General features: G+C 53.8%; 2 pseudogenes. One reads left to right on the top strand and one right to left on the bottom strand.

What is annotated here, in order from left to right:
- A pseudogene (locus ACTHUE_RS19940) lies at positions 1-251 on the top strand (3-deoxy-D-manno-octulosonic acid transferase); the annotation flags it as partial.
- Positions 252-310: 59 nt separating this feature from the next.
- Here the strand turns inward: ACTHUE_RS19940 and ACTHUE_RS19935 are convergent.
- Positions 311-565: pseudogene (locus tag ACTHUE_RS19935) on the bottom strand (OPT family oligopeptide transporter); the annotation flags it as partial.

Here is a 565-nt window from a genome sequence, read left to right as displayed (position 1 = left end):
CCTGCCGCGTCCCCACCCTCTTCGGCTACTCCAACTACAACTTCGCCCAAGCCTGCAAAGGCGCAGTCGAAGCCAAAGCCGCCGTCCGCGTCGAAACCGCCGAAGCCTGGTACAGAACCACGCGCCAATATCTCGACGATGAAACGCTGCGCCAACAGCTGATCAGCCACACCGAGCAATTCATTTCGCAACACCAAGGCGCCAGTGCCAAAATTGCCAAAGCGATTGCCGATTGTTTGAACCAGCGTTAAGAGACAAAAAGGCCGTCTGAAACCAAAGTTTTCAGACGGCCTTTTCTCAACCTACAAACTTAACATCCTGCTTTCAACACGCGGCGTGCAAACACGAACATACCGAAAACAAAAAACGCCAAGCCCAGCCATTTGGCGGCCGTATCCCAGTTTTCCAGATTCAGGGCCAAAGGTGCATCCGAACCGCCGTTGGTTACGGAGAAGGCGATGATAAACGCCATAATCACACCGATCAGGCTCTCGCCGACAATCAAACCGGCGGAGAACAGCGTACCGATACGTTCCGCATTTTTCAGACGGCCTTCACGGTTTTC

Source organism: Neisseria sp. P0021.S005 (assembly GCF_051956955.1).
This window is presented reverse-complemented; position numbering and strand designations above follow the sequence as displayed.